We start from the raw sequence: 19,344 nt of genomic DNA, 5'->3' as shown, positions 1-19,344 counted from the left end.
GTTTCGCTCAGCATCATTGCATGCGCCTTATCAGCCGATGACCTTCTTCACTACCTCGATGAGCCGCTGGGGATCGAAAGGCTTGACCAGCCAGCCGTTGGCGCCGGCGGCGCGGCCCTTGGCTTTCATCTCGTCGGACGATTCGGTGGTCAGCATCAGGATAGGGGTCTTCTGGTAGGTCGGCAGTTCGCGCAGCAGCTTGATCAGCTGCAAGCCGTCCATGCGCGGCATGTTCTGGTCGGTCAGCACCAGGTCGACGCTTTGCAGCTTGGCTTTTTCCAGCCCGTCCTGGCCGTCCACCGCTTCCACCACCAGGTAGCCGGCCGCCTTCAAGCTGAAGGCCACCATCTGGCGCAGGGAACTGGAATCATCAACTGCAAGTATTGTCTTGGCCATCTTGGTTCTCACTCATTAAATGCGGGACACGGGCCCCGTTTGTATCAATCGGCAGGTTGCGGCGTTCAGAATAATTCGATGTCGCCGCTCTCCAGGTGTTGTTGGCTGACGGCCTTGCGCAGCACGCTGCGCAGCTCCAGGCTCTGGATCGCCAGCGCCATGCTGACCTTGCCCAGCAGCGCGACGATTTCCTCGTTGTCGCTCTCGGGCAGCATCTCGGCGCCGTGCGCGCCCAGGGTGCCGAGGAATTCGCGCAGGCCGGTGACCCGCTTCAGGGTGCGGTCGAGCAGCTGGCTGGTCATGTCCTGGAATTGCAGGCTGGTGATGGCGGCGTTGACATAGCCGCCCACCTGGCCCTGCAGCGCTTCGAGCTGGCTGCGCTGCTCGGGCGTGGCGGTGCCGCCCTCGAGCAGCAGCTGGATGGTGGCTTGCTCGGCCTCGACCGCCTGATGGATGGCCATGAAGTTGAAGGACAGCTTTTCGATCGCTTCCTCCAGCAGCAGGCCGGTCTGGATCAGATCGGTCTCCACTTCGGTCAAATGCTTGCGTCCGTGGTCAGACACGCCCGACAGCAGGCGTTTTACATGTGAGCCCAGGATTTTTTTTCTCGTCATAACAGTCTCGTTGTTCTGCGCATGTCTTTCACCTACTTATTCCACTACTTCGTACACCTGCTTATTTGCGCACCGGCGGTCCGGCCGGCGCCGGCGCCTGCGCCGCCGCCGCGGCAGCCGCCGCTTCTTCCGCGCCCACGTCCATCTGGCGGGCGCCGTCGCGCATCACGTTTTCCTCGGTGCGCTTGTTCATCACGATGATGCTGATGCGGCGGTTGATCGGGTTGAACGGGTCGGCCTTGTCCAGGTGGGCGGCCGAGGCCAGCCCCACCACCCGCAGCACCTTGTTGTCGGCCATGCCGCCGGCGATCAGCTCGCGCCGCGAGGCGTTGGCGCGGTCGGCCGACAATTCCCAGTTGCTGTAGCCGGCGTCGCTCAGGTAGGGCGTCGAGTCGGTGTGGCCGGACAGGCCGATGCGGTTGGGCACCTCGTTCAGCACGAAGCCGATCTCGTGCAGGATCTCGCGCGTGTACGGTTGCAGCTCGGCCTTGGCCAGCGCGAACATCGGGCGGTTCTGCTCGTCGACGATCTGGATCCGCAAGCCTTCGCTGGTGATGTCGAGCAGCAGCTGCTCCTTGTATTTCTTCAGCAGCGGGTTGGCCTCGATCTTGGCTTCGATCTTTTCCTTGAGCGCCTTCAGGCGCTGGTTTTCCTCGGCTTCCAGCGCGGCCTTGGCGGCGGTCAGGTTAAAGGTTTTCTTGATCACCGGATCGTCGCTGGCCTTGACCTGGCCGTCGCGCCGCGTCAAGTCCTTGCCGCCGCCGGGGATCACCGACGAGCTGTCGCCGCTGCCCGAGCCGCCCTGCAGCGCCACCTTGAGCGGGGTCTTGAAGTATTCGGAGATGCCGTTGAGGTCGCCCTTGGTGGTCGAGCCGAGCAGCCACATCAGCAGGAAGAAGGCCATCATCGCCGTCACGAAGTCGGCGTACGCGATCTTCCAGGCGCCGCCATGGTGGCCGCCGCCGCCCTTCTTGATGCGCTTGACGATAATCGGCCGCAAGCCCTCTTCAGCCATGGCGATTCCTTATGGTTGCTGCGCCGCCGCCTGTCATGCGCGCGCTCACTTGGCCTTCGATTTCTTGATGTGGTCTTCCAGCTCGGCAAAGCTGGGGCGCTCGGTCGAGTACAAGACCTTGCGGCCGAACTCCACCGCCAGCGCCGGCGCGTAGCCGTTCAGGCTGGCCAGCAGGGTGACCTTGACGCACTGGTACATCTTGGTCGATTCGTCCAGCTTTTGTTCCAGCAGGCTGGCCAGCGGACCGACGAAGCCGTAGGCCAGCAGGATGCCGAGGAAGGTGCCGACCAGCGCGTGCGCGATCAGGATGCCCAGCTCGGCCGGCGGCAAGCCCACCGATTCCATCGTATGCACCACGCCCATCACCGCCGCCACGATGCCGAAGGCCGGCATGCCGTCGCCCAGCTTGGCCAGCGCGTGCGCCGGCACCGCGTGCTCGTGGTGGTGGGTCTCGATCTCGTTGTCCATCAGGTTCTCGATCTGGAACGCATCCATATTGCCCGACACCATCAGGCGCAGGTAATCGGTCATGAATTCGACGATGTGATGGTCCTGCAGCACGCTGGGATACTTGCTGAACAGCGGGCTCTGCTCCGGGCTGTCGATGTCGCCTTCGATCGACATCAAGCCTTCCTTGCGCACCTTGGAGAGCACGTCGAACAGCAGCGACATCAGCTCCATGTACAGGTCCTTGGTGTAGCGCGAGCCCTTGAACAGGGTCGGGATCGCGGCCAGCGTGGCCTTGATCGCCTTGGCGTTGTTGCCGACCAGGAAGGCGCCCAGCGCGCCGCCGCCGATCATCACCAGCTCCAGCGGCTGCAGCAGCGCGGCCAGATGCCCGCCGTTCATGGCGAAGCCGCCGAACACGCCGACGCAGACCACTACATATCCGATTATGACTAACAAGTGCCCTGACTCCCCGGTATGAAATCGGCCGGCATCAACCTAACAATCGCCCGATTTCAATAAATTTACATGTAGAACTACAATAGCGTGACTAGGGGGGAGCGGGCAAGTGATTAACGCGAAATGATGCTTAAAAGTACCATATGTAGAGTGCATCCTCAGCCTCTGTGGCGCGGATGGTCCGGTCGGGAGCACGGGCGTCGATAGCGAATTCGTAGCTGGCCAGCATGGCGCCGGGGCGCATTTCGGCCGCGGCCTTGCGCCACAGGCCGGCCATCGCGGCCGGCGACAGGTAGGCGAACACCAGGTCGTAGCGGCCGAAGTCGAGCCGCTCGTAGTCGCCCAAGGTAAAGCGGGCGCGGCTGCCGCTGGCGGCGGCGCGCAGCCGGCTAACCAGCCAGGGCAGCGGCGCCAGCTCGATGCCGCTGCATTCGGCGTCCGGCCGCTGGCGCGCCAGGTACAGCACCAGCCCGCCCAGGCCGCTGCCGATGTCGATCACGCGCAACGGCCGGCCATCGCTCGCCGCCGGCGGCGGCAGAATTTGACGTACCGCATCCCACACCGCCGGGCTGGACGGGTAGTACGGCACTTGCGTACGAAAAGTCGACCAATACCATCCCAGCAACAGCAGGAACACGGCCAGGAACAGCCAGGATGGCAAGTGCAGCGCCTGCGCGGCCAGCAGCGCGACCGGGAACAGCAGCTGGATCGCGCGCCACCACACGGCCAGGCCCAGCTTCCAGGTCAGGCCGGCCGCCAGCAGGCCCTGCACCACGGCCACGCTCCAGTAATCGACCGGCAAACGAAAACTGGCCATCAGATAAATGATGGCCAGCGTCAGCGGCGCGGCGCCGCATTGGATCAGCAGCGCCCGCACGGCGGGCGCGCGGGCGATGCGCTTCAGGTAGGAGTCGGGAGCGGGTGGGCTCACGCGGCCAGGGCGTCGGCGTCGCGGGCCTTCTTGGTCTTGCCGGCGCGCGAAGGCATGTGGCACAGGCCGCAGACATAGCTGCCGTTCAGGTCCATGCAGTTGACCACGAACTTGCCCTGGCACCGCCCACACGGGGCCAGCTCCAGCATCTTGCCGCTGAAGAAACGCACCAGGGTCCAGGCGCGCGTCAGCGACAGCAGCGGCTCCTCGCCCGCTTCCGGCGGCATTTGCTCCAGATACAGCTTGTAGGCTTTCATGACCGCCTCGATGCCGGTGGCGCCGGCGTGCTCGGTCAGGAAATGATGAATATTGATGAACAGCGAGGAATGGATGTTCGGCTGCCAGGTCAGGAACCAGTCGGTGGAGAACGGCAGCATGCCCTTAGGCGGCGACACGCCCTTCAGCTCCTTGTACAGCTTGAGCAGGCGTTCGCGCGACAGCGACACTTCCGATTCCAGCAGCTGCAGGCGCGCGCCCAGCTGGATCAGTTCGATGGCCAGCTGGATTTCCTGGGCTTCCGTCACTACGCTTTTCTTGGACATGATCGGCTCCGGCTGGGTGATCAGGCGATTTCTTCGACGGCCTGGCCGGCCATCAGGATGGCGGCGTGCGACTGGGCCAGGACGCGGTCTTTATTGTAGTTGGTCAGCATCGACAGGATGGCGCTGTCATCGAAGCGGAAGCGGGCCAGCATCATGTTGCCGCCTGCAAGCTTCAGGATCTGCGCGTTGCTCATGCCTTCGATCAGCTCGGCGATGTCGGCGGCGATGCCAAGGCGGAAGATCGCGGTGACTTTGTCGGCGCGGATCATCTGCTGGGCCAACATCAGGTAGCTCAGGTTGGCGTCGCGAATTTCAGCCATCATATCGTTAGCGGTCATTTCCATCTCCTAGTCCGTTATCTGCACTGCGGAACACATTTGCGTTTCCAGTGAGATACATTCTGCGGGAGCAACAAAAATACGAGTAGAGGAGGTTCTCCGTATTTTCCGTCAGGAAATAGCGAACGCGACCCGTCGGTGTTTGTCTGACAAACACACACAGATCACTCATCCACGCCCTTGCGGCGTAGGCTTTTTAAGGTCCAAGATCTTCAAAAAAGTCCTGTCATGAAACGAAAAATAGTGCAGTTCAGCGACTCTTTTTTGCTACATCTAACCCGGTTACGGCAGCAATTCGAGGAACTTTAGGGTTCCGGTGAAAATAATTTGAATTATTTTCGATTCTTTCTTGCTACCTGATGGCGCTTTTCCGCTCATCATGAGACTGGTAACGGCAGCGTTTTCGGGAACTTTAGGGTTTTTTTGAAAAAAATCGAAAATAATTTAAAAAAAGTCGCAAAGCCAGTATTCATGCGGGTTTGCGGGCACGCAGCCAGCCTGGCGCCTGACCCGGTTTGGGGTCAGGCCCCGGTTTTTCGGGTTACACTGGCAACTTATTGAAGCCTAAAGCATTCCACCACCTTGCAAGAAAGTTACATAATGACAACTCGCAACGACTGCCTGGGCCGCGACGCACAAGATCCGCTCGCCGCCCTGCGCGACCAGTTCGACCTGCCCCCCAATGTGATTTATCTGGATGGCAACTCTTTAGGCGCCCGCCCCAAGGCCGCGCTGGCCCGCGCCCAGCAGGTGATCGCCCAGGAATGGGGCCATGATTTGATCCGCAGCTGGAACAGCGCCGGCTGGTTCGACCTGCCCAAGCGCCTCGGCAACCGCCTGGCCCCGCTGATCGGCGGCGCCGACGACGAAGTGGTGGTCACCGACACCACCTCGGTCAACCTGTTCAAGGCGCTGGCCGCCGCGTTGCACATGCAGGCCAGCGACCCGGCCCCGGCCACGGCCGGGCGCCGCGTGATCGTCACCGAACGCTCCAACTTCCCCACCGACATCTATATGGCCCAGGGCCTGAGCGGCTGGCTGGAACGCGGCTACACCGTCAAGCTGGTCGACAGCGTCGAAGAACTGCCGGCCGCCATCGGCGCCGACACCGCCGTCGTCATGCTCACCCACGTCAACTACCGCACCGGCTACCAGCACGACATGCGCGCCACCAGCGCCCTGGCCCACGCCGCTGGCGCTTTGATCGTCTGGGATCTGGCGCACTCGGCCGGCGCGGTGCCGGTCGACCTCAACGCCGACGGCGCCGACCTGGCCGTGGGTTGCACTTATAAATACCTGAACGGCGGCCCCGGCTCGCCGGCCTTCATCTGGGTGCCGCGCAAACACCAGGCGCGCTTCCGCCAGCCGCTGTCGGGCTGGTGGGGCCACGCCGCGCCGTTCGCCATGGCGCCCGACTTCGCCCCCACCGACGGCATCGGCCGCGCGCTGTGCGGCACCCAGCCGGTGGTGTCGCTGGCGATGGTTGAATGCGGCCTGGACGTGTTCGGCCAGACCAGCATGGCCGCCATCCGCGCCAAGTCGCTGGCCCTGACCGACCTGTTCATCGAACTGGTCGAGCAACGCTGCGCCGACCATCCGCTGGGCCTGGTCACGCCGCGCGAACATGCGCGCCGCGGCAGCCAGGTCAGCTTCACCCACCCGCACGGCTATGCGGTGATGTCGGCGCTGATCGCGCGCGGCGTCATCGGCGACTATCGCGAACCGGCCATCATGCGCTTCGGCTTCACGCCGCTGTACACCAGCTATGCCGATGTCTGGGACGCGGTGGAAATCCTGCGCGACATCCTGGGCCGCAAGGACTACAACGTCGACGCCAAGCGCGACGCAGTGACTTAATAACGAGATAAACGATATGAGCGATTCCAAAGACACCGCCAGCGGCTGCCCGATGCACGCCGCCGCGCCCGCCGCCGGCGCCGGCTCAGATACGCAATGGCACGGCGCGCAAATGGACTTCAGCAACAAGATGAGCTACGGCGACTATCTGGGCCTGGACCAGATCCTCACCGCCCAGCACCCGCTGTCGCCCAACCACAACGAGATGCTGTTCATTGTCCAGCACCAGACCAGCGAACTGTGGATGAAGCTGATGCTGCACGAAATGCACGCGGTGCGCGCCCACCTGCAATCGGACGACCTGGCGCCGGCCTTCAAGATGCTGGCCCGCGTGGCCCGCATCATGGACCAGCTGGTGCACGCATGGGATGTGCTCGCCACGATGACGCCGCCGGAATACACGGCCATCCGCCCTTACCTGGGCGCGTCGTCGGGCTTCCAGTCCTACCAGTACCGCGAGATCGAATTCATCCTCGGCAACAAGAACGCCGCCCTGCTCAACGTCCACACCACCGCGCCGGACGCCTTTGCCGTGCTGGACAAGGCGCTGCGCGAACCGTCGGTGTACGACGAAGCGATCAAGCTGCTGGCCCGCAACGGCCTGCCGGTTTCCGCCGAGCGCCTCAACGCCGACTGGACCCTGCCGACCGCCGCCGACGAGTCCGTCAAGAACGCATGGCTGGAGGTCTACCGCGACCCGTCCCGCTACTGGGCGCTGTATGAACTGGCAGAGAAGCTGGTCGACCTGGAAACCGCGTTCCGCTTCTGGCGCTTCCGCCACGTCACCACGGTCGAGCGCATCATCGGCTTCAAGACCGGCACCGGCGGCACGGCCGGCGTCAGCTACCTGCGCAAGATGCTGGACGTGGTGCTGTTCCCCGAACTGTTCGCCCTGCGCACCGCGCTCTGAGATTGCCGCGAGAATACACACCATGGGTGTCTCCGCACGCTCCTTCTGGCAAAGGGCCTGAAAGCGGCTTCTGAAACGTGCTGAAATTATCGGGACCAAACTGTAAAATCTGCCGCCACCGTCGCAGTGGAATACGGCAGATTTCAGCACGTTTCAGAAAGCGGAATCAGGAGGCTTCGTAGAAGGATCGTGCAGGCCTCGCCCCGCGTCCTGCTCACCATTGATTCCGGGCATTTGTCCGCGCTTGCGCAAACTGCCGTCGCCAACAAAATATTCCCGCCGCGCTGAAGTAAGATAAACCCCATCTTATTCAGCAAGGATCAAGCATGGACTACGAAGTACTGACCCTGGCCGGCCTGTGGAACTCCGGCCCAGCCCACTGGCAAACGCAGTGGGAAGGCAAGCACCCGGACTGGATTCGCGTGCCGCACCGCGACTGGGAAACGCCCAACCGCGACGACTGGGTGGCCGACCTCGAAGCCGCCATCGCGCAATGCAAACGCCCGCCGGTGCTGGCCGCGCGCAGCCTGAGCTGCTCGCTGGTGGGCCGCTGGGCCGCCTCCGGCTCGCCGCTGAAAATCGCCGGCGCCTTCCTGGTCGCCCCCAGCGACACCGACGCCCCCAGCTACCCCGATTGCACCACCGGCTTCCAGCCCATGCTGCTGGAGCGCCTGCCCTTCCCCAGCCTGGTGATCGCCAGCAGCGACGACCAGTACGTCAGCCCGCAACGCGCGCGCCAGTTCGCACAGGCCTGGGGCAGCGACTACATCGAGATCGGCGACGCCGGCCACATCAACGGCGACGCCGGCTACGGCCCCTGGCCCGAAGGCGAACAAATGCTGCTGAATTTCTGCGCCAGGCTGCAACGCTGACGGAACTCTGGCGCTGGTCCGCCCCTCTAACCTTGCATCACGCACCAAGGAGGGAAGAAAAATGAACCAGCGTATCCGCAACTGCGCGGCGGCCACAGGCCTGCTGCTCACCGTCATGACGGCCGGTGCCGCCGACTATACGGCCATCCTCACCGGCCCGAAGGAATCACCATCCAACAGCTCAACCGGCACGGGCGCGGCGTTCGTCAAGTTCGACGCCACTACCCACATCCTGGAAGTGGACGTCGCCTTCGGCGGCCTGCTCGGCCCCACCACCGCCTCGCACATCCACTGCTGCACCGCCATGCCGGGCGCCGGCACCGCCGGCATCGCCACGGAAACGCCGACCTTCGGCGGCTTCCCGCTGGGCGTGACCAGCGGCGCCTACGCCAACACCTTCGACACCTCGCTGGCGGCCAGCTGGAACCCGGCCTTCATCAGCAGCCACGGCGGCACCACGGCCGGCGCCGAATCGGCCTTCGCCGCCGGCCTGGCCAGCGGCGAGGCCTACCTCAACATCCACACCAGCCGCTACCCGGGCGGAGAAATTCGCGGCTTCCTGACAGGCCCGACCCCGCCGGTGCCCGAGCCGGCCATGTTCGGCATGCTGGGCCTGGGCGTGCCGGCCGTGCTGCTGATGGCGCGGCGCCGCCGCAAAGCGTAACTAGCGCGTCGCGCCAACCAGCGGCAGCTCGATATAGCTGTCGTGGTAGACGCGCTGGGTCGCCTTCTTGTAGTCGGACGGCTGGGCGTAGAAGATATTCGGCACAAAGGTCTGCGGGTTGCGGTCGTACAGCGGGAACCAGCTGGACTGCACCTGCACCATGATGCGGTGCCCCGGCAGGAACACATGGTTGGCGGTCGGCAGGGCGAAGGTGTAAGGCAAGGCCGTGTTGGCGGCGATCGGCCTGGCCGTCTCCAGGCTCTCGCGGTAGCGGCCGCGGAAAATATCGGCCGACACCATCAGCTGGTAGCCACCCATCTCCGGCTGCGCCGCCACCTGGTCCGGGTAGACGTCGATCAGCTTGACGACCCAGTCCGCGTCGCTACCGCTGGTCGAGGCCAGCAGATGCGCCACCGGCTCGCCGCTGATCTTCACCGGCGCCGTCAACACGTCGGTCGTGTAGCTCAGCACATCGGTGCGGCCGGACGCCTCGCGCTGGTCGTCGACCAGCCAGCGCGGCCAGGTCTGCCCCTTGGCCTCGTCATAGCCATACGGCGCAATCGGCCGCGCGCGAAACGGCACCGGCTTGCCCGGATCGGACACATACTCGTCGAACGCACTGCGCTGCGCCGGCGCCGAAGCCGGCCGCGACGCCTCGTTGGTCAAGCTCAGCCGGGCGTTGGCCGCCAGCTTCAGCGTGGCCGGCGCGATCGCGCAGCCGCTGACGCAGCCGCTAGGCCAGCTATTGAGCGAGCGCCATTTGTTGGTCCCGGTCTCGAACGCCGACACCGGCGCGATAGGAGTCGCCGGCGCATCGTCCTTCAGGTAGCGGTCCAGGAATGGCCGCAGAATCTCCTGCCGGAAGTGCAGCGCCGTATCGCTGTTGAAGCGCAGCGCGCCCAGCCGGCTGCCGTCGCCGATGCCGCCGCCATGATTCCACGGCCCCAGCACCAGGAACACCTTGTTGTCCCTGTCGTGCGGCTTGATCGCCTTGTACACCGCGATGGCGCCATAGATATCCTCGGCATCCCACAGGCTGTGCACCAGCAAGGTCGGCACCGTCACCGGCTGACGGGCCAGGATCTGGTCCATCGCCTGCGCGCTCCAGAACGCGTCATAGGCCGGATGCGCGACGATCTTGCGCCAGAAACCGCTCTGCTCCACCCCACGCTGGCGCGCCAGCTCGCCCACCGACCCGGCGCGGATAAAGGTGTCGTAATCATCGAAATGACTGTTGTACCACTTGGCCTCGTTGCGCCGCGTGACCACCTGCTCCAGCACATACGACAGGTTGATCTGCCGGAACGCGCCATTGTGGAACCAGTCGTCGCCGCGCCAGCCGTCCACCATCGGATTCATCGGCACCGACACCTTCAGCGCCGGATGCGGATTGACCAGCGCCATCAACGGCAGGAAGCCGTCGTAGGAAATGCCGATGATGCCGACCTTGCCATTGGTCTCGGGAATATTCTGGACCAGCCACTCGATGGTGTCCCAGGTATCGGTGGAATGATCGACCGGCGTCGGATTGAGCGCACTGCCGCTCAGCGGCCGGTTCATCACATAGTCGCCCTCGGAACCGTACTTGCCGCGCACATCCTGCACCACGCGGATATAGCCGCCCTCGGCGATGACGTCGGCCGCATTGTCATAGCCCTGCAAGATGGACTCCATCTGCGAACTCTCGTTATGGCTGGTCAGCTCGGCCGCGCTGTAGGGCGTACGCGTCAGCAGGATGGGCGCGTTGCGCGCCTTGCGCGGCACGATGATCACGGTATTGAGCTTGACGCCATCGCGCATAGGCACCATCACGCTGCGCTTGACGTAGTCGAGCCCGTCGACCGGCGCCTTGAACTCATCGGGCGTCTCACTCGGCAATGCGGGATACAGGGGTGTGGCCGCGACGCCCGGCGTCGATGCCGGCAGCGTATTCTGGGCCAGGACGGCCTGCGCGGATAAAACAAAGGCGCCCGTCAGCGCCAACACGATCTTGTTCATGTGTATCCCGGGAATTGTGCCAGTGAAACCTAAAAATAGCACAACTCCCGGGACGGGTCCTACCAACTTACTTTACTTGCTCGCGCCGCTCAACAGCATTTCATTCAGGCGCTTGACGAAGGTGGCCGGATCGCTCAGCGAACCGCCCTCGGCCAGCAAAGCCTGGTCGAACAGGATGTTGGCCCAGTCGCTGAAGGAGCTGCCCGCTTCTTCGTACTTCAGGCGCGTCACCAGCGGGTGGTTCGGGTTGATTTCCAGAATAGGCTTGGACTCCGGTGCACTCTGGCCGGCGGCCTTCAGCATGCGCAGCAGGTTGCCCGACAGCTCATGCTCGTCCGCCACCAGGCAGGCCGGCGAATCGGTCAGGCGGAACGTCACGCGCACGTCCTTGGCCTTGTCCGCCAAGGCTTCCTTCATCTTGCCGACCAAATCCTTGTACGAGGTCTCGGTCTCTTCGTGTTCCTTCTTCTCGGCTTCGTCTTCCAGCGCGCCCAGATCCAGGCCGCCCTTGGCCACCGACACCAGCTCCTTGCCTTCGAACTCGGTCAGGAAGGACAACATCCACTCGTCCACGCGGTCGGTCAGCAGCAGCACTTCCACGCCCTTCTTGCGGAAGATCTCCAGGTGCGGCGAGTTCTTCGCGGCGACGTAGTTATCGGCCGTGACGTAGTAGATCTTGTCCTGGCCTTCCTTCTGGCGCGCCACGTACTGCTCCAGCGAGACGCTCTGCTCGTCGTTGTCGTTGGCGGTCGAGGCGAAGCGCAGCAGCTTGGCCAGACGGTCCTTGTTGGTCGCGTCCTCGCCGATGCCCTCTTTCAGCACCTGGCCGAATTCCTTCCAGAAGGTGACGTACTTGTCCTTCTTCTCCTGCTCATCGGCGTTCGCCAGTTCTTCCAGCATGCCGATCACGCGCTTGGTCGAGCCGTCGCGGATCACCTTCACATCGCGCGACTCCTGCAGGATCTCGCGCGACACGTTCAGCGGCAGGTCGGCCGAATCGATCACGCCCTTGACCATGCGCAGGTAGGCCGGCATCAGCTGCTCGGCGTCGTCCATGATGAACACGCGCTTGACGTACAGCTTGATGCCGCCGCGCTTGTTGCGGTCCCACAGGTCGAACGGCGCCTTGGCCGGAATGTACAGCAGCTGCGTGTACTCGCTGCGGCCTTCGACGCGGTTGTGGGTATGCGTCAGCGGCGCCTGGAAATCGTGCGACACGTGCTTGTAGAATTCCTCGTACTGCTCCGGCGTAATGTCCGACTTGTTGCGGGCCCACAGCGCGCTGGCCTGGTTGATGGTTTCCAGCTCGTCCTTGACGACGGTTTCCTTCTTCTCCTCGTCCCACTCTTCCTTCGCCATCACGATAGGCAGCGAGATATGGTCGGAGTACTTGCGGATGATGGACTTGATCTTCCACGACGACAGCAGCTCGTCTTCGCCTTCGCGCAGGTGCAGGATGATGTCGGTGCCGCGGCCGGTCTTCTCGATCTGTTCGATCGAGTAGTCGCCCTCGCCGGCCGATTCCCAGCGCACGCCATCGGCGGCGTCCGCGCCGGCGCGGCGGGTTTCAACGGTGATCTTGTCGGCGACGATGAAGCCCGAATAGAAGCCCACGCCGAACTGGCCGATCAGGGCCGCGTCCTGCTGCTGGTCGCCCGACAGCTTGCCGAAGAATTCCTTGGTGCCCGACTTGGCGATGGTGCCCAGGTGCGAGATCGCCTCGTCCCGGCTCATGCCGATGCCGTTGTCGGAAATGGTGATGGTGCGCGCGGCCTTGTCGAACGAGACCTTGATCTTCAGTTCATGGTCGTTGCCGTACAGGGCGTCGTTGTTGATCGCTTCGAAGCGCAGCTTGTCGGACGCGTCGGACGCATTCGAAATCAGCTCGCGCAGGAAAATCTCTTTGTTCGAGTACAGGGAGTGGATCATCAGCTGCAACAGCTGTTTCACTTCGGCCTGGAAGCCCAGGGTTTGCTTGTCGTTGTCTGCCATTTTAAGAGCCTCAATAGTCTTGTGGTTGATGCAAGGGTTTGACGAAAGTGGGGATTATAGGAGAGTTTTCAAGAGCGGCCCATCATTTGCCGAGCTCTCGCTCAAAGAAACGCCACACCGCCGGCTCCTGCATCGCCGCCACGTTGAGCCGCATGCGGGTCGACGGCAGCTGCTTGGGCGAGAACAGGCTGCCCGGCGCCAGCAGCAGGTTGTGCGCCATCGCCTTTTCGGTCAGCACATTGGTGTCGCAGCCGGCGTCGGCCCACACGAACATCCCGGCCGGCGACGCCACGTCCACCTTCAGCCCCACCCGCTCCATCTGGCGGATGGTCTTGGCGCGGATCGCGTCCAGCCGCGCGCGCACCCGGTCCGAGTGCTTGCGGAACAAGCCCTCCGACAGCACCTTGTACACCACCCGCTCGCCGATATCGCTGGTGGTCAGCATGGTCAGCATCTTGCGGTCGGCCAGGCGCTCGGCCCGTTCCGGCGACGCCGCGATGAAGCCGACCCGCAGATTGGCCGCCATGGTCTTCGAAAAGCCGCCCAGGTAGACCACCCTTTGCAGCTGGTCCAGCGCCGCCAGCCGCGTGGCCGGCTGCACCGCGCTGCCCGGATGCAGGTCGCAATAGATGTCGTCCTCGACGATGATGAAATCGTGCTCCTCGGCCAGCCGCAGCACCTGGAAGGCCTTGGCCGCCGACAGCGAGGTCGAACTGGGGTTGTGCAGCACCGAGTTGATGATGTACAGCTTGGGCTTGTGCAGCGCCGCCAGCTCCGCCAGTTGCGCGATGTCCGGGCCGTCGGCCAGGCGCGGGATGCCGACCACCTTGGCGCCCAGCGCCGCGAAGGAGCCGAACATCAGGAACCAGGCCGGGTCGTCGACGAAGATGGTGTCGCCCGGCCGCGTGAACTCGCGCGCCACCAGGTCCAGCGCCTGCGTCACGCCGGCCGTGGTAAGGATCTGTTCCGGCGCGGCGGCGATCTCCAGCTCGGCGAACTTCAGCTGTAGTTGCTGGCGCAGCGGCAGGAAACCTTGCGGCACGCCGTAGCTGACCAGCAGGTTGCTATTCTGCCGGCTGACCGAACGCAGCGCGTTGGCGATGGCCGCGCCGTCCAGCCAGTCGGGCGGCAGCACGCCGGTGCCGGGCATCTGCCCGTACGGCATCTGGCGGAACATATTCCGCACCAGCCAGACAACGTCGATCGGCTTGGCGCCGGGATGTTCGCGCTCGCCCTCCGCCGAGCGGCGCCGCGAGCCCGGACGCCGCTGCGCCAGGTTCAGTTCCATCGCCGCCGGCTCGCGCACGAAGAAGCCCGCGCCCCGGCGCGACTCCAGGTAGCCCGCAGCCACCAGCTTGTCGTACGACGCCACCACCGTGAACGCCGACACCGCATGCGCCGCCGCGAACGCGCGGATCGACGGCATGCGCGCGCCGCCGCGTAGCAGGCGGTCGTCGATGCGCGCCGTCACCGAGCGCACGATCTGGTCGATCAGCGTCTCGCCCGACTCGCGCGACAGCAAGCCCAGCACCATCCCGGATTGCGCCTTCTCCGCGCCCTTGCCGGCCCCGCGTCCCGCCCGCGCGCTCGTCGCGGCCGGCGCCGGAGTCGGTATCACCGAAGCCACCGCCGGTCCCGGCGCGGCCGCGGCCACAGTCCGGCCGGGGGCCTGCCTGGCTGCCGCGCGGGCCTCGGCCGCCGCCAGCGCATCGGCCACCGCCTCCGCCGCAGCCGACGCGGCGGCGCCCAAAAGTGAAGTGCGCGAGCGTGTATTGGTCATTTTACCGTCACAGTATGAGAAATTATGTGCGCAAGTGTACTGGCACTGTACTGGTTTTGTCACGTAGCATACAACCATAGCAACCATAACGCCACCGGAGACCCGCATGACCCACAGCGCCCCGCCGCCCATCGCCGCCGCCATCGCCACCCGCCCGGGGCTGAGCGACGAAACCACCGGCATGCTGCTTGGCCTGGTCGCGGTCGCCATCTTCAGCCTGACATTGCCGTTCACCCGGCTGGCGGTCGGCGGCGCGCTGGCCAGCCACGGCGCCGGCCTGTCCCCCACCTTCGTCGCCCTAGGCCGCGCGCTGGTGGCCGCCGTACTGGCCGGCGGCTGGCTGGCCTGGAAACGCGCGCCGCTGCCGCCGCGCTCCGCCCTGCTGCCGCTGGCGATGGTGGCGATCGGCTGCATCATCGGCTTCCCGTGGCTGACCTCCATCGCCATGCGCAGCCTGCCGGCCGCCCACGGCGCCGTGCTGGTCGGCATCCTGCCGCTGGCCACCGCCGTCTTCGGCGCCCTGCTGGCCGGCGAAAAGCCGTCGGCCGGCTTCTGGATCATGGCCAGCGTGGGCTCGGCGCTGGTGGTCGGCTTTGCGCTGGGCCAGAGCGGCGGCAGCCTGCACCTGGCCGACCTGGCGATCTTCCTGGCCGTGCTGCTGGCCGCCATGGGCTACGCCGCCGGCGGCCGCCTGTCGCAAACCCTGGGCGGCCAGCACACCATCTGCTGGGCGCTGGTGCTGTCGGCGCCCGTGCTGCTGCCGCTGGTGGGCTGGCTGTGCTGGCAGGAAGGCCCGCAGCTGGCCGCCGCCAGCGCCGCCGCCTGGACCGGCTTCGCCTACGTCTCGGTATTCTCGATGTTCATCGGATTCTTCTTCTGGTACCGCGGCATGGCGCTGGGCGGCGTGGCGCGGGTCGGCCAGGTGCAGCTGGTCCAGCCCTTCCTGTCGTTGCTCGGCGCGGCGGTGGTTTTGGGCGAAGCGCTGGAATGGCCCACTATCGTTTTTGCAATCGCCGTCATCGCCGTGGTGGGTGCCGGCCGCAAAATGCAGGTAAAACGCGGCTAAAACCGTAGACTATCTTGATTTTGCCGCGTTTGTGGGCACGCCCTGCCGCTGACGTACAATGTCGGTCTTAGCTCAACGCATTCCACCACTTACACTTTGGATAACACATGTCTGTCTACGAAAAACTGAAAGCGCTCGATATCACCCTGGCCGCACCCGCCACCCCGGCCGCCGCCTACGTCATGTACGCCCAAACCGGCAACCTGGTGTTCCTGTCGGGTCATATCGCCAAGCGCGCCGACGGCAGCGTGTGGGTCGGCCAGCTGGGCAAGAATATCGACACCGCCGAAGGCAAGGCCGCCGCGCGCGCCATCGCCGTCGACCTGATGGGCACGCTGCAAGCGGCCGTCGGCGGCGACCTGACCCGCGTCAAGCGCATCGTCAAGGTCATGAGCCTGGTGAACTCCACGGCCGACTACACCGAACAGCACCTGGTCACCAACGGCGCCTCCGAGCTGCTGGGCGAAGTCTTCGGCGAAGCCGGCAAGCACGCCCGCTCGGCCTTTGGTGTCGCACAAATCCCGCTTGGCGCCTGCGTCGAAATCGAACTGATCGCGGAAGTCGCGTAAGCGGGCGGCTCCTTATCCGGAGTCGTTCCTTTTATAAGAGCACGCCACAAGCGAGCTTGTTGAATAGCCGGCAGCGCCGGCATCCTCTAGTGAGACATGTATGAAAATCGAAAACCCTAATCCGATCCAGTGGCGCTTCTCCGAACGCGCCGACCAGCTGCAATCGTCCTTCATCCGCGAGATCCTGAAGATCACCCAGCAGCCGGAGATCATCTCCTTCGCCGGCGGCCTGCCGTCGCCGCTGACCTTCCCGATCGACGAAATGAAGGCCGCCTTCGACAAGGTGCTGAGCGAAAACGGCAAGGTCGCCCTGCAATACGGCCCGACCGACGGCTACCTGCCGCTGCGCCAGTGGATCGCCGATTCGCTGTCGACCAACGGCGCCAAGATCGTGCCGGAACAGGTGCTGATGACCTCCGGCTCCCAGCAAGCGCTGGACCTGCTGGGCAAAGTGCTGATCGACGAAGGCAGCCGCGTGCTGGTCGAGACGCCGTCCTACCTGGGCGCGCTGCAGGCGTTCTCGGTCTACCGTCCTGAATTCAAATCGGTGGAAACCGACGAACACGGCCTGGTGCCGTCGTCGCTGGATGCCGTCGCCCAGGGCGCACGCCTGCTGTACGCGCTGCCGAACTTCCAGAACCCGACCGGCCGCACCCTGTCCGTCGAGCGCCGCCTGGAGCTGGTGGAAACCTGCGCCCGCCTCGGCCTGCCGCTGATCGAGGACGATCCGTACGGCGCCCTGAGCTACAAGGGCGACCCGCTGCCGAAGATGGTGGCGATGAACCCGGACGGCGTCATCTACATGGGCTCCTTCTCCAAGGTGCTGACCCCCGGCATCCGCCTGGGCTACGTGGTCGCCCCGCTGCCGCTGGTGCGCCGCCTGGAGCTGGCCAAGCAGGCCGCCGACCTGCACACCTCGCAGCTGACCCAGATGGTGGTGCACGAAGTGATCAAGGACGGCTTCCTGGGCCGCCACATCCCGAAAATCCGCACCCTGTACGGCGACCAGTGCCAGGTCATGCTGGACGCCATGGCCCAGCACTTCCCGGCCGGCGTCGAGTGGACCAAGCCGGAAGGCGGCATGTTCATCTGGGTCACGCTGCCTAAGCACATCGACGCCATGAAGCTGCTGGACGAAGCCATCGCCCAGAAAGTCGCCTTCGTGCCGGGTTCGCCGTTCTACGCCAACGAGCCGGAAACCAACACGCTGCGCCTGTCCTTCGTCACCGTGGCGCCGGACCGCATCCGCACCGGCATCGAGATCCTGGGCAAGCTGATCGCCGCCAAGATCTAAGTCGTCGTACCTGTCGTGGGCGGCGCTCGCCGCCCACAGCATTATCACCAAAAGTAACAAAACCCCACCAAAGCAGTAACATCCCATCAACAATAGGCAAGCCAGTCCCCGGTTGATGTGGCATCCCAGTCACTTCCGAAGAAATCCTCAAAAAACTGCGGATTTTTTTTCACCCGCAGCCGAGCTGAAGCGTTATGATTTGAACGGATAGTCACTTTCAGATCAGGCCAGCCTTTGTTCACCCCAGTTCCCCATCCCATCCTTGCCACGCGGCGCGATGCCGCGATACTCATAGTGGACGACGCGCCGGAGAACCTGAGCGCACTGCGCAAGCTGATGGTCCAGCAAGGCTATCAGACCTTCGTCGCCACCTCCGGCGAGCGGGCGCTGAAGATCGCCCGCCGGGTCCATCCCGACCTGATCCTGCTCGACGTCATGATGCCCGGCATGGACGGCTTCGAGACCTGCCGCCAGCTGAAAAGCCACGCCGCCACCCAGCGCATCCCGGTGATCTTCATGAGCGCCCGCACCGAGACCGAGGACGTGGTGGCCGGCTTCGACATCGGCGCGGTCGACTACATCAGCAAGCCGCTGCGCATGGCCGAAGTGTGCGCCCGCGTGCGCACCCAGCTGCACATCCGCAGCAAGAGCGAGACCCAGGAAGAACAGGCCGAGCGCCTGCGCACCATCGTCAACAACATGGCCGAGGGCCTGTTGATCATCGAGGCGGACGGCCGCATCCAGTTCACCAACCCGGCCTGCGACAAATACCTGGGCTACCAGGAAAACGAACTGGCCGGGCGCGCCATCGCCGACCTGCTCAATCCCCTGGTGGCGCAGGAATACCTGGACTACTTCGACCGCTACGCCGCCGCGCCCGAGACGGCGCACAGCCACGGCACGCGCGAAGTGATCATCCGCCACCGCAACGGCAGCTCGGTGTGCATGGACCTGACCCTGACGCCGATGTATTTGCGCCAGCCGCTGTTCATCGGCCTGCTGCACGACATCACCCACCACAAGCAGTCGGAAGACGCGCTGCAACGGGCCGCCATGGTCGACCCGCTGACCAAGATCGCCAACCGCCGCCACTTCGACAGCTTCCTCGAGAAGGAATGGCAGCGCGCCATGCGCAGCGCCCAGCCCTTGTCGCTGGTGGTGCTGGACGTCGACCACTTCAAGCTGTACAACGACACCCTGGGCCACCCGGCCGGCGACGCCTGCCTGCAGCAGGTGGCGCAGGCGATCGCCTCGCACGCGCTGCGCCCGACCGACCTCGCGGCGCGCTACGGCGGCGAGGAGTTCGTGCTGCTGTTCGCCGAAACCGACGGCGACTCGGCCTACCTGCTGGCCGAATCGATCCGCGCCCATGTCGAATCGCTGCAGATCCCGCATCCGCGCTCGACCACCTCGGCCTGGCTGACGGTGAGCATCGGCGTGGCCACCATCACCCCGCACCAGTTGGACAACACCGAATCGCTGTTCGTCGCAGCCGACCGCGCCATGTACGTGGCCAAGGAAGGCGGCCGCAACCAGGTGCAGGCCACCCAGACCGGCAGCGCCGCGATGGAAGCGGTCAAGGCGCTGGTGATGCGCTAGC

18 protein-coding genes are annotated in these 19,344 nt (G+C 64.6%); 8 read left to right on the top strand and 10 right to left on the bottom strand.

The window, feature by feature from the left end:
• Positions 1-30: 30 nt before the first annotated feature.
• The 7 genes from D0T21_RS01930 to flhD all read right to left on the bottom strand — a co-directional run bounded on the left by D0T21_RS01930 (position 31) and on the right by flhD (position 4,742).
• On the bottom strand, positions 31-396 hold the full coding sequence (locus D0T21_RS01930; RefSeq protein ID WP_026334355.1) for a response regulator: 366 nt from the start codon (positions 394-396) through the stop codon (positions 31-33).
• A gap of 65 nt (positions 397-461) precedes the next feature.
• On the bottom strand, positions 462-1,010 hold the full coding sequence (locus D0T21_RS01925) for a chemotaxis protein (protein WP_116988165.1): 549 nt from the start codon (positions 1,008-1,010) through the stop codon (positions 462-464).
• A gap of 61 nt (positions 1,011-1,071) precedes the next feature.
• Positions 1,072-2,025, bottom strand: a complete 954-nt coding sequence (gene motB / locus D0T21_RS01920; protein WP_116988164.1) for a flagellar motor protein MotB — start codon at positions 2,023-2,025, stop codon at positions 1,072-1,074.
• 45 nt (positions 2,026-2,070) lie between these two features.
• Positions 2,071-2,931, bottom strand: a complete 861-nt coding sequence (gene motA, locus D0T21_RS01915) for a flagellar motor stator protein MotA (RefSeq protein ID WP_116988163.1) — start codon at positions 2,929-2,931, stop codon at positions 2,071-2,073.
• Positions 2,932-3,061: 130 nt separating this feature from the next.
• Positions 3,062-3,799: a trans-aconitate 2-methyltransferase gene (locus D0T21_RS01910; RefSeq protein WP_116989323.1), complete on the bottom strand. Its 738-nt coding sequence runs from the start codon at positions 3,797-3,799 to the stop codon at positions 3,062-3,064.
• Between the two features lie 59 nt (positions 3,800-3,858).
• Positions 3,859-4,404 (bottom strand): flagellar transcriptional regulator FlhC, encoded by a 546-nt coding sequence (gene flhC, locus D0T21_RS01905; protein ID WP_116988162.1) that lies wholly within the window; start codon positions 4,402-4,404, stop codon positions 3,859-3,861.
• Positions 4,405-4,424: 20 nt separating this feature from the next.
• Complete coding sequence (flhD, locus tag D0T21_RS01900; RefSeq protein ID WP_020702278.1) at positions 4,425-4,742, bottom strand: flagellar transcriptional regulator FlhD; 318 nt, start codon at positions 4,740-4,742, stop codon at positions 4,425-4,427.
• Positions 4,743-5,342: 600 nt separating this feature from the next.
• Here flhD and kynU point away from each other — a divergent pair.
• The 4 genes from kynU to D0T21_RS01880 all read left to right on the top strand — a co-directional run bounded on the left by kynU (position 5,343) and on the right by D0T21_RS01880 (position 9,045).
• Positions 5,343-6,599: a kynureninase gene (gene kynU, locus D0T21_RS01895; protein ID WP_116988161.1), complete on the top strand. Its 1,257-nt coding sequence runs from the start codon at positions 5,343-5,345 to the stop codon at positions 6,597-6,599.
• 16 nt (positions 6,600-6,615) lie between these two features.
• A complete protein-coding gene (gene kynA, locus D0T21_RS01890) occupies positions 6,616-7,509 on the top strand; it encodes a tryptophan 2,3-dioxygenase (RefSeq protein WP_116988160.1) in 894 nt (297 codons plus the stop codon).
• 326 nt (positions 7,510-7,835) lie between these two features.
• Positions 7,836-8,381 (top strand): alpha/beta hydrolase, encoded by a 546-nt coding sequence (locus D0T21_RS01885; protein WP_116988159.1) that lies wholly within the window; start codon positions 7,836-7,838, stop codon positions 8,379-8,381.
• Between the two features lie 61 nt (positions 8,382-8,442).
• Positions 8,443-9,045, top strand: a complete 603-nt coding sequence (locus D0T21_RS01880; protein WP_116988158.1) for a CHRD domain-containing protein — start codon at positions 8,443-8,445, stop codon at positions 9,043-9,045.
• Here the strand turns inward: D0T21_RS01880 and D0T21_RS01875 are convergent, their stop codons facing one another.
• The 3 genes from D0T21_RS01875 to D0T21_RS01865 all read right to left on the bottom strand — a co-directional run bounded on the left by D0T21_RS01875 (position 9,046) and on the right by D0T21_RS01865 (position 14,815).
• Complete coding sequence (locus D0T21_RS01875; RefSeq protein WP_116988157.1) at positions 9,046-11,043, bottom strand: CocE/NonD family hydrolase; 1,998 nt, start codon at positions 11,041-11,043, stop codon at positions 9,046-9,048. It lies immediately after the preceding gene.
• A gap of 72 nt (positions 11,044-11,115) precedes the next feature.
• Positions 11,116-13,035: a molecular chaperone HtpG gene (htpG, locus tag D0T21_RS01870; protein WP_116988156.1), complete on the bottom strand. Its 1,920-nt coding sequence runs from the start codon at positions 13,033-13,035 to the stop codon at positions 11,116-11,118.
• A gap of 82 nt (positions 13,036-13,117) precedes the next feature.
• Positions 13,118-14,815: a PLP-dependent aminotransferase family protein gene (locus D0T21_RS01865; protein WP_116988155.1), complete on the bottom strand. Its 1,698-nt coding sequence runs from the start codon at positions 14,813-14,815 to the stop codon at positions 13,118-13,120.
• Positions 14,816-14,921: 106 nt separating this feature from the next.
• On the opposite strand from D0T21_RS01865, the gene D0T21_RS01860 reads away from it, so the two are divergent.
• The 4 genes from D0T21_RS01860 to D0T21_RS01845 all read left to right on the top strand — a co-directional run bounded on the left by D0T21_RS01860 (position 14,922) and on the right by D0T21_RS01845 (position 19,343).
• Positions 14,922-15,881: a DMT family transporter gene (locus D0T21_RS01860; RefSeq protein ID WP_116988154.1), complete on the top strand. Its 960-nt coding sequence runs from the start codon at positions 14,922-14,924 to the stop codon at positions 15,879-15,881.
• Between the two features lie 107 nt (positions 15,882-15,988).
• Positions 15,989-16,450: a RidA family protein gene (locus tag D0T21_RS01855; RefSeq protein WP_116988153.1), complete on the top strand. Its 462-nt coding sequence runs from the start codon at positions 15,989-15,991 to the stop codon at positions 16,448-16,450.
• 100 nt (positions 16,451-16,550) lie between these two features.
• Positions 16,551-17,744, top strand: a complete 1,194-nt coding sequence (locus D0T21_RS01850; RefSeq protein WP_116988152.1) for a PLP-dependent aminotransferase family protein — start codon at positions 16,551-16,553, stop codon at positions 17,742-17,744.
• Positions 17,745-17,978: 234 nt separating this feature from the next.
• On the top strand, positions 17,979-19,343 hold the full coding sequence (locus D0T21_RS01845) for a diguanylate cyclase domain-containing protein (RefSeq protein WP_229211299.1): 1,365 nt from the start codon (positions 17,979-17,981) through the stop codon (positions 19,341-19,343).
• Position 19,344: the final 1 nt, after the last annotated feature.

The organism is Duganella sp. BJB476 (assembly GCF_003416895.1).
In the GTDB taxonomy this organism is placed as follows: domain Bacteria; phylum Pseudomonadota; class Gammaproteobacteria; order Burkholderiales; family Burkholderiaceae_D; genus Rugamonas.
Note: the sequence above shows the minus strand (reverse complement) of the source record. Positions and strands in the feature narration are given on the sequence as shown.

Bases quoted from the DNA above. Each gene is read 5' to 3' on its own strand.
- D0T21_RS01930 (WP_026334355.1), bottom strand. From the start codon at position 396: ATGGCCAAGACAATACTTGCAGTTGATGATTCCAGTTCCCTGCGCCAG.
- D0T21_RS01925 (WP_116988165.1), bottom strand. From the start codon at position 1,010: ATGACGAGAAAAAAAATCCTGGGCTCACATGTAAAACGCCTGCTGTCG.
- motB (WP_116988164.1), bottom strand. From the start codon at position 2,025: ATGGCTGAAGAGGGCTTGCGGCCGATTATCGTCAAGCGCATCAAGAAG.
- flhC (WP_116988162.1), bottom strand. From the start codon at position 4,404: ATGTCCAAGAAAAGCGTAGTGACGGAAGCCCAGGAAATCCAGCTGGCC.
- flhD (WP_020702278.1), bottom strand. From the start codon at position 4,742: ATGACCGCTAACGATATGATGGCTGAAATTCGCGACGCCAACCTGAGC.
- kynU (WP_116988161.1), top strand. From the start codon at position 5,343: ATGACAACTCGCAACGACTGCCTGGGCCGCGACGCACAAGATCCGCTC.
- kynA (WP_116988160.1), top strand. From the start codon at position 6,616: ATGAGCGATTCCAAAGACACCGCCAGCGGCTGCCCGATGCACGCCGCC.
- D0T21_RS01885 (WP_116988159.1), top strand. From the start codon at position 7,836: ATGGACTACGAAGTACTGACCCTGGCCGGCCTGTGGAACTCCGGCCCA.
- D0T21_RS01880 (WP_116988158.1), top strand. From the start codon at position 8,443: ATGAACCAGCGTATCCGCAACTGCGCGGCGGCCACAGGCCTGCTGCTC.
- D0T21_RS01875 (WP_116988157.1), bottom strand. From the start codon at position 11,043: ATGAACAAGATCGTGTTGGCGCTGACGGGCGCCTTTGTTTTATCCGCG.
- htpG (WP_116988156.1), bottom strand. From the start codon at position 13,035: ATGGCAGACAACGACAAGCAAACCCTGGGCTTCCAGGCCGAAGTGAAA.
- D0T21_RS01865 (WP_116988155.1), bottom strand. From the start codon at position 14,815: ATGACCAATACACGCTCGCGCACTTCACTTTTGGGCGCCGCCGCGTCG.
- D0T21_RS01860 (WP_116988154.1), top strand. From the start codon at position 14,922: ATGACCCACAGCGCCCCGCCGCCCATCGCCGCCGCCATCGCCACCCGC.
- D0T21_RS01855 (WP_116988153.1), top strand. From the start codon at position 15,989: ATGTCTGTCTACGAAAAACTGAAAGCGCTCGATATCACCCTGGCCGCA.
- D0T21_RS01850 (WP_116988152.1), top strand. From the start codon at position 16,551: ATGAAAATCGAAAACCCTAATCCGATCCAGTGGCGCTTCTCCGAACGC.